General features: G+C 37.7%; 11 protein-coding genes and 1 other RNA gene. 6 read left to right on the forward strand and 6 right to left on the reverse strand.

All coding sequences use genetic code 11. The features are described from left to right. Positions 1-39 precede the first annotated feature (39 nt). On the reverse strand, positions 40-273 hold the full coding sequence (locus Q7P97_RS02975) for a hypothetical protein (protein ID WP_303966363.1): 234 nt from the start codon (positions 271-273) through the stop codon (positions 40-42). A gap of 112 nt (positions 274-385) precedes the next feature. Here Q7P97_RS02975 and ssrS point away from each other — a divergent pair. Continuing rightward, positions 386-580, forward strand: a non-coding RNA gene (gene ssrS, locus Q7P97_RS02980) — 6S RNA. Between the two features lie 61 nt (positions 581-641). Here ssrS and Q7P97_RS02985 read toward each other — a convergent pair. After that, entirely contained in the window at positions 642-965 is a 324-nt protein-coding gene (locus Q7P97_RS02985; RefSeq protein ID WP_303966366.1) for a four-helix bundle copper-binding protein, read from the reverse strand. A gap of 153 nt (positions 966-1,118) precedes the next feature. Between Q7P97_RS02985 and Q7P97_RS02990 the strand changes: the two genes are divergently transcribed. The 3 genes from Q7P97_RS02990 (at position 1,119) to Q7P97_RS03000 (ending at position 2,459) form a co-directional block, all read left to right on the forward strand. Next, positions 1,119-1,604, forward strand: a complete 486-nt coding sequence (locus Q7P97_RS02990) for an antibiotic biosynthesis monooxygenase family protein (protein ID WP_303966370.1) — start codon at positions 1,119-1,121, stop codon at positions 1,602-1,604. A 66-nt stretch (positions 1,605-1,670) separates the two neighbouring features. Beyond that, positions 1,671-2,168 carry a DUF3231 family protein gene (locus tag Q7P97_RS02995; RefSeq protein ID WP_303966372.1) on the forward strand — a complete coding sequence of 166 codons (498 nt, stop codon included), beginning with the start codon at positions 1,671-1,673 and terminating at the stop codon, positions 2,166-2,168. A gap of 126 nt (positions 2,169-2,294) precedes the next feature. After that, a complete protein-coding gene (locus Q7P97_RS03000) occupies positions 2,295-2,459 on the forward strand; it encodes a hypothetical protein (RefSeq protein ID WP_303966375.1) in 165 nt (54 codons plus the stop codon). A 67-nt stretch (positions 2,460-2,526) separates the two neighbouring features. Here the strand turns inward: Q7P97_RS03000 and Q7P97_RS03005 are convergent, their stop codons facing one another. The 3 genes from Q7P97_RS03005 to Q7P97_RS03015 are packed head-to-tail and all read right to left on the reverse strand — an operon-like array spanning position 2,527 to position 6,115. Beyond that, complete coding sequence (locus tag Q7P97_RS03005; RefSeq protein WP_303966378.1) at positions 2,527-3,651, reverse strand: Ger(x)C family spore germination protein; 1,125 nt, start codon at positions 3,649-3,651, stop codon at positions 2,527-2,529. After that, positions 3,648-4,745: a GerAB/ArcD/ProY family transporter gene (locus tag Q7P97_RS03010; RefSeq protein WP_303966380.1), complete on the reverse strand. Its 1,098-nt coding sequence runs from the start codon at positions 4,743-4,745 to the stop codon at positions 3,648-3,650. Before Q7P97_RS03010 ends, Q7P97_RS03005 begins: the two co-directional genes overlap by 4 nt. Further along, positions 4,742-6,115 (reverse strand): spore germination protein, encoded by a 1,374-nt coding sequence (locus tag Q7P97_RS03015; protein ID WP_303966383.1) that lies wholly within the window; start codon positions 6,113-6,115, stop codon positions 4,742-4,744. Before Q7P97_RS03015 ends, Q7P97_RS03010 begins: the two co-directional genes overlap by 4 nt. A 177-nt stretch (positions 6,116-6,292) precedes the next feature. On the opposite strand from Q7P97_RS03015, the gene tatA reads away from it, so the two are divergent. Beyond that, entirely contained in the window at positions 6,293-6,508 is a 216-nt protein-coding gene (tatA, locus tag Q7P97_RS03020) for a twin-arginine translocase TatA/TatE family subunit (RefSeq protein ID WP_303966386.1), read from the forward strand. A gap of 157 nt (positions 6,509-6,665) precedes the next feature. Beyond that, entirely contained in the window at positions 6,666-7,004 is a 339-nt protein-coding gene (locus tag Q7P97_RS03025) for a DUF6198 family protein (protein WP_483315728.1), read from the forward strand. A gap of 142 nt (positions 7,005-7,146) precedes the next feature. Here the strand turns inward: Q7P97_RS03025 and Q7P97_RS03030 are convergent. Beyond that, positions 7,147-7,709 (reverse strand): ASCH domain-containing protein (locus Q7P97_RS03030; protein ID WP_369684252.1); only part of this gene is annotated, 563 nt, incomplete at its 5' end.

Raw genomic sequence — 7,709 nt, forward strand, 5'->3', positions numbered from 1 at the left:
ATACCACTACTTTTATAGTATCATACCGGAGTCTCCGCATTAAAAAAATATTCCAATAATAACTAGTATGGCTATAATAAAAGATCCAATTTGGCCTATTACCGCAGCAGTGATGACTGGCTTTTTTTGAAAGACATCAATTAAATCAATATCTTCACGTAGTTGTTTTACTTCTTTGCGCAGTTCATCTACTTCTTGATGTAAGGTATTGATTTGCTGTGTCTGCCTAACGATAATTTCCTGTTTTTCTGAGTTATTTTCATGCTGTTCCATACATGATCACTCCTTATCTTTTCACTTCTATACGTTCTATAGTACGTTTTGGTTTCATGAAAAAGAATAACCTTCCATTTGCATTTTAACTTTTACAGGTGTAAGATAAATCTACAAGCTGTATTGTTCGTATGACATTAAGTTTTAACCTTTAAGCTGTAAAAGGGAGTTTATTACGAAACGGAAATGGCATGCTGGATTCCTTTTTAGCAATCCAGACATACAGGAACGTTTTCCGCAAACACCCACTTTGAGGAGTGGTGGTTTAAAACTTTCTATGACAACGTACGGCAAACACGGCTTACATAACGTAGAAAAAACCTTCCATCTTGTGTGGAAGGTTTTTTATTTTGAATGTATATACGGTATTACGCTACACTACGACAAGCATCCGCACACTTACGGCATGCTTCAGCACATTGTTGGCAATGGTCATGATCATGCTTGCCACACTCTTCTGCACACTGTTCACAAATCTCAGCACATAACTGCAAAATTTTATCCGTAAATGGACTTTGGCGAGTAATCGCTTGAATTGCATATATACAGATATCCGCACACTCACGATCCAAACGTATACATTCTGCCATCATACCTACGTCTTCTTCTTTTAAACACGCATCGAAACAATGGTTACAAGCCTTGACGCAATCCTCTAACACAGCTAACACATCTTCGTATTTTTGATTCATTCAAACGCCTCCAATTAGTAAATTTATACATACTCTTCCCCTCCTTTTTAAAATTAAACAGCAAGCATGTATTTCTTATTCATTGAAAGCATTTTCATTTCTCCGTTATACTGTATAGTAATCAACAAAATAGAAAATGATGAGGTGTTTGAATTGAAACTATTTAAATGGACAGGTCCACTAGAAGAAACAGGAAACTTACCAGAAGAAGCGCGTGCATCATTAATGAATAATGATGAAGAAGTGCTCGTGCTACAAGAAGCGGAAACGACAACTCTCGAACAAGCCGTCGAATACGATATTTTGGATCAAAGCGGAGATTTACCGTCTGGTCGATTTGCTGTATTAAACAATATTCCTGTAACAGAAGAAGGAAGAGATACATTTGAACAGCGCTTTAATAATCGTGCGCGTCTAATAGAAGCAGAACCAGGTTTTGTAGCAATCCGTGTATTACGACCAGTACACTCGGGCACATATGTGATCTTAACTATGTGGGAAGACGAAGAGTCCTTTAAAAACTGGCAAGAGTCGCAAGCTTATGGAAAAGCACATGCAAAACGTGGCACAAAAGATGGTGTTGATCAGCGTCCTAATATTTTCTCAGGACCTTCATTTGTGACGACGTATAAAAAATAAGTATAAATAAGCGATATCTGTAAAGACTACTCTTGAAGTGATACCAAATATGAGGAGAGTGTTTTTATGGGTATTTTAGATGGCAATCCAAAAGATCAGCCTATGCATTACGGAGAAATCACAGCTATATGGGCGTTCACGGGTGCAAACAACGGTCTAATCAGCGGATATGAAGCATTCGTTAATCATGCCGGAGATGCGGATCTCATTCGTTTGCTTGAAGAAGCAATTAAAACAATGAAGGCTGAGAATAAAGAATTCGGTAAAGTATTGAAAGCAAATGGCATCACACCGCCACCCGCACTTCCAGAAAGACCAAAAGCAAATGCTGAAGACATTCCTGCGGGCGCACGCTTTATGGACCCGGAGATCAGCGGAGCCGTGTCCATTAATGTTGGACAAGGACTCGTTTCATGTAGCATGGCTATGGGTCAATGTCTACGTGAAGATGTTGCAGCCATGTTTGCAAAGTGTCATATGGAGAAGGTAGCATTCGGTGCCAAATTACTGAGCTTAAATAAATCAAAAGGTTGGATTTTCCCTCCACCCTTGCATTTGCACTAATCACCACATAACTTCGCCAAGCGTATATCGCTGGCGAAGTTTTTTATTATGAATAGAATCTGTAGTTGTGCTCATCCTAACTGGGCCAAAGAAATTCATCTAAAGTTAGGAAGGACGTGAATTCTCATGAAGAAACGGAAGCCTGAGAGAAAAAAACAAGAACGACCTGTTCAGCTTGATCAAACACAACGGCTGGATAGTATGGAATTCGGTGAGGAGTTTACTTTCGATCAGAAACGCCAGCAACCAGCTAACTTGGAAAATCAAGAGCGACGTAACCATAGAAAGTAAAAAGAGCTTTCATAAAACTACTAGAAAACGTCATCCAATACTGTGCTGGATGACGTTTTTCTAGTAATTATTCTATCGTTCCTGTGCCCTGTAGTTTGACATCAACAGTAACTTTAAACTCTAAATCAGGGTATGCTTGTTGCCATTTTGTAAATGTATCTTCTGTATGCAACTGTGTCGTTCGGTAACGCAAGCCAAAGCCAAAAGGATCCAGATTTTCCTCTTGCATTGTAGTTAAAAAATGCACAACTTTCTGTTTCACTTCTTTTGAGGCCAATCGATTATACTCATCCAATTTAGAAATAGACAAATCTTTGTTAGCTTCACCTATCGTCCCTTTCATCCCTATATGCATATCTATCGCACGCGGTGCCGTATTTCCTTTATTGGGTACAAATTGAAACTTCGTCTTAGTTTGGCTAATATGCAGTAATAACTCAAGATCTCCTTCTTTGACTAAATAAGTAAATCCAGTTGAATGTCTCAATAATGAATTAAAGTACTTCGTCTCAATGGTAGATAGAACAGCTGGGTCCTCCCTTCCATCAACTACTACAGCATTATTCACTATTAGTTCATCGCCTGTTTCATTTGTTTCAATTAATGGCACAACAGGATTAATACCGTCAGTTAGTATATCCCTGCGCAGTTGAAACAAATAAGTCGTCACAACGTATGGACTATCATTCGCTGTCGCTCCAAAAAAGTTGATTAAAGAAACCGATGCGGGCGCTTCAGTATCTGGTTCTACTTTTAAAATCGTTTCGGCAGATGGTCGGGCACCTGCGACATATGCGATTAATTCGATATCCCCACGTCGAATAAAATAATCCATGAATGACTGCATATCATCTCTAAGAAGTTTTTCATGAACAACAATGGTTTTCATATGACCGAGTTCCAATACTTTGTCTACATGTGTCTCCAGCATACGAATCGCTTCGCCTATTGAGTGCCCTTCACGTGACAGATACGCAAAACTAGGCTTAGGGGAATCTTTAATAGCACCAAATGGCAAAGCGACTTTCAATGTCACTTTATATCCATTCTCCACGTTTTCGGCAGGATCAATCCCAATCGCCGAAACAAATAGTCGTTTATCAATATCTTTAAATGCACAGCCATATTGAAGCAACAGACCACTCATGCATAAAATCACCATAAACCATTTACTCACTGAGAGGAATTTCAAGACTTCGCCCTCCTATTTACTGCAAACATAAGAACCATCAGACTAATGAATACAATTGGTATCGTATTAAAGTAATATTTACTGTAAAGGAACAAATCATACTCAGTAACCTTTAAAGTTGTATAGATTGCAATTAACCAAAATATCATAACTACTATGATAAGACTGACTTTTTCACGCAACTTTATTTTCAAATGTTCTATACCTAATGCACTTTGAAATAATTTACAAGCAACATGCCAATGAATCGTAATGTTTAAAAACGCAATCGCTAAGAATAGTAACAGAAATATAAATATTACGCGCTCAATTACCCCGAACTTCATTCGGATAGAATCACTGGTCAAAATCCATGGGTACAGGATACTTTCTACTTGATCAAAACCTAGTACACCTATGGGTATAAAATAGGTCGTAAAAAGTGCAAAAGCGCCCAGTACAAACACAATTAAAGCTTGTTTGATACCAAATGTCATTTTTTTATTTAGGAATGAATTGAAAATAATGATATCAAAAGCTCCAGCAAATAAATATATCGCTGTACTAAATACTGTATAGTCAGGTGGGTTATCTATAAAAGTCATCGCAATTCCCACATGATCCCAACTCACCTGTTCAGCAAAGTAAAGTTTTACTATATAATATGCAGCAGCAGGAAACGCCAAAACAAACACCAATTCAAGTGTAAATAATATGTTTCGACTTTGCATGATTACTCCAAAAGTAATCACTGGAATAAACATCGCAATTACTAAATAAACAGACATCTCAGGTGTTAAAAAGCGTAGAAGAATATCTATATATGTAATCAGTGTCTGAAGACCTGAAACATACCAAATTACTCCTAGGATAAATAATGCCGGAATAGTAATCCACTTTGATAGATATAAAGATAAAATTTGCGGTAAGCTCTTTCCTGGAAACGCTTTGAAAGAAGTGATCAATGCCCAGTTCATAAATACGCCAAAAAACAACGCAATGACCATCGTGACAATTGCCCCTTCTTCACTTTTAGCAAAAAATATTCTTGGACTAGCTGCAATGAGGTTAGCAATCATATTGGATATGAGTAAAAAATAAACAAAGCGACTCATGAATCATCCACCTTTAATTCCTCTTGTCTATTTTTCCAAAACATTCGTAAGTATGGCTCACCAAAACTGTCCTTGTTCACCAAATACAACAACAAACCCAGCATTCCGAGGATCATACCCGCTAGACCAAATGCCGTCGTATATAACAATAGTAAGAAACGGCAGACGCGGACAGCGTAATTCATTTCACTTATTGGGATAACAAAGGTGGAAATCGCTACAAGAGAGACGACAATGACCATGATGTTTGATGTCAATGCAGCTTCTACTGCTGCAGTTCCTAGTATCAGCCCTCCAACTGTTGTAGCCGTAGCGCTGATACTATTTGGCAACCGCATACTAGCTTCCGTCAGCAGTTCAATAAAGATCAACATGAAAAACACTTCAATAAATGAGGGATACGGAACGCCAATTCTACTCGCTGCCACCGTCAGGGCAAGCTCTGTTCTGAGGACTTCCGGAGTATAGGAAGTAACACCAACATATATAGATGGCAACATAATACATGTAAACAATCCTGCATATCTAAGAAATCGTATTAACGATACTACCCAAAAGGAGTAATACGCATCTTCCATCGAAAGCATAAAATCAAAAAACGTTGTAGGTGCAATAATTGCATGAGGGCTTCCATCTACTAATATAATAACTTTTCCAACCGCCATATTATGGAGTATACGATCTGGGCGCTCAGTCAGAAGACTGGTTGGAAACAAGCTGTATTTTTTATTGTTCAAGTAATACTGTAAGTCTCCGCTTGCCTGAACCAGCTCTACATCCAACGTTAGAATACGCTTTTTTATTTTCTTCAACAGCTGAAGGTTTACTCTTTCTCCATCGTAAATTAAGGCGATATTACGATTCGAAGCATCTTCCAATTGCATGGGTTCAATAATCAAGGACGGCTTATGATAACGTTGGCGCATTAGATTAATATTCGTTTCAATACTCTCACTGAGTCCAAGTTGGGGACCATGAATTGTAGGTTCCATAATGGCTTCTTGCACTACATTGGCGGCTACTAATTTTAATTCAAGTAACGTAATTTGTTTGTCGATCATGACAAAGACATTACCTTTCGTTATTTCTATAAGAACCTCTTCATCTCCAGTTGGCATCTTCGTTTCATAAGGTAATGATTGAATATACTCTGCAAAATTCTGTTCAGCTGACATCTCATAGAAAGGTTTCACTACAATTTCTTGTAACTGCATCATATCCACAACACTTTTCAAGTACAGCAAGTGCACTACTCGATCTGTACTTTTCAAAGTTTTTTTCACTATATCCGCGGTTGGTTCTAGTCGTGTAGCCAAACGTGTAAAGTATGCAGGTGCTTCTATACAATGTGCTGCTTCATCCATACTCATCACTTCTTTCTCATCAAACAAGTTATTTATTAGTTTGTCCAATCATTGGAAATTTAATCATTAGACCGACGAATTACTCACCTTCATTTAAATATTCAAATAGTGTTTTATGAGATCAAAAATAGGTTATGATATATAAAGGACTACATTTTTCAAGCCATGAGAGGAGGAACCGCTATGAACTTAGCCGCAATTGGAGTACCTGGCTTAATTATTATTTTAGTGATTATTTTAATTTTGTTCGGCCCTCGTAAATTACCCGAAATTGGTTCAGCAGTAGGAAAGACATTGTCTGAATTCAAGAAATCGGCAAAAGATATTATGGATGACGATGATGATGAGTCTAAGAAAACAGAAGTGCAAAAAGTAGAAACGAAAGAACAAGTGAAATAAAATTCTATACAAAAAATCCAATCACGTATGTGATTGGATTTTTACGTATAATACAGTACAGATTAAGTAACAAAGATAAACAGCGAGGAAGACAATACTTGCTGATTAAGCACTATTCTCTCTATTTTAGTACGTTCATGCTTGATCCTAGAAGAATTTGCACCATTTTTTATTTGGTGTTTTCATGGATTTGATACTAGCCATCATACAGTTACTTCCTTCTCCCGACACACTAGTAGGTAAATATCTATTTTTATTAATAAGTTTATATATTATCTTATGGGGATTGTTGGCACATTTCTCAGCAAAATCGACTTTAATGCCTTATGATGCAATGGCGTATGTTGTGATCGATCGTTTTAATATGAAATTCAGCAAGGTGAAAATTCTTGGCAAGATCACACCGCGTTACCAGCCATTACTTCTGAGCCCCGTGTACAAAGGTATGAATGATGTAACGGTAGAAAAAGAGCTACTTAAACCTGTTCAACAATAACTTTTATGAACAAAAGAAGATGTTGAAAGTCGTAACAATACGGCTCCGGCATCTCTTTTCCATTTCAATATAAGTAGCTTACCTTTAAACTGAATTCTGTTTTCAATATTTAGTGTTAGCCCAATACTTCACCATGATTAATTCAGTTCTTAAACACCAATTTAAACGTCTCACAAACAACCGGCATATCATGATGAAAATCTAGATGGACTTCCTTTAATTCTTCTTTGAAAAACTCTTCATGAACTCCTTGCCAATAACGCAATGAACGATCACCTTCACCTTCCAAATACGCATGTTCTTCCGGCACCTTATTGAAAGGCAATACGTTTACTGAAATGTTTTCCACGATTGCGACCGCTATTCCATTGCCGTCAAGTATGATATTGTGAAGACCCACCATCGGTAATGGTTCATCTTCTAATTCATAGAGTGTGTAGTTGGAAGATGTCGCCGTTTTAGTTCCCTCCACTACCAACTCTGCAAGTTCATCCGCCATTTGTTTCGAATTACCAAATGACCATGCTTCGTAATGTTCAGGCGCGTCGGGATCGATTCTCTTAAATTCTTCCCACATCCGTTCAATTGACTCGTTACTGACATATTCTTTCCACGCAGTTATTCCGCCTTCCAATACCGTAACATCGTAATCTTTACTAGAAAGAATGGTTGCACATTTAGTCGCAGAATTTCCTGTTGTACACG

Source organism: Sporosarcina ureae (assembly GCF_029267015.1).
Classification (GTDB): domain Bacteria; phylum Bacillota; class Bacilli; order Bacillales_A; family Planococcaceae; genus Sporosarcina; species Sporosarcina ureae_D.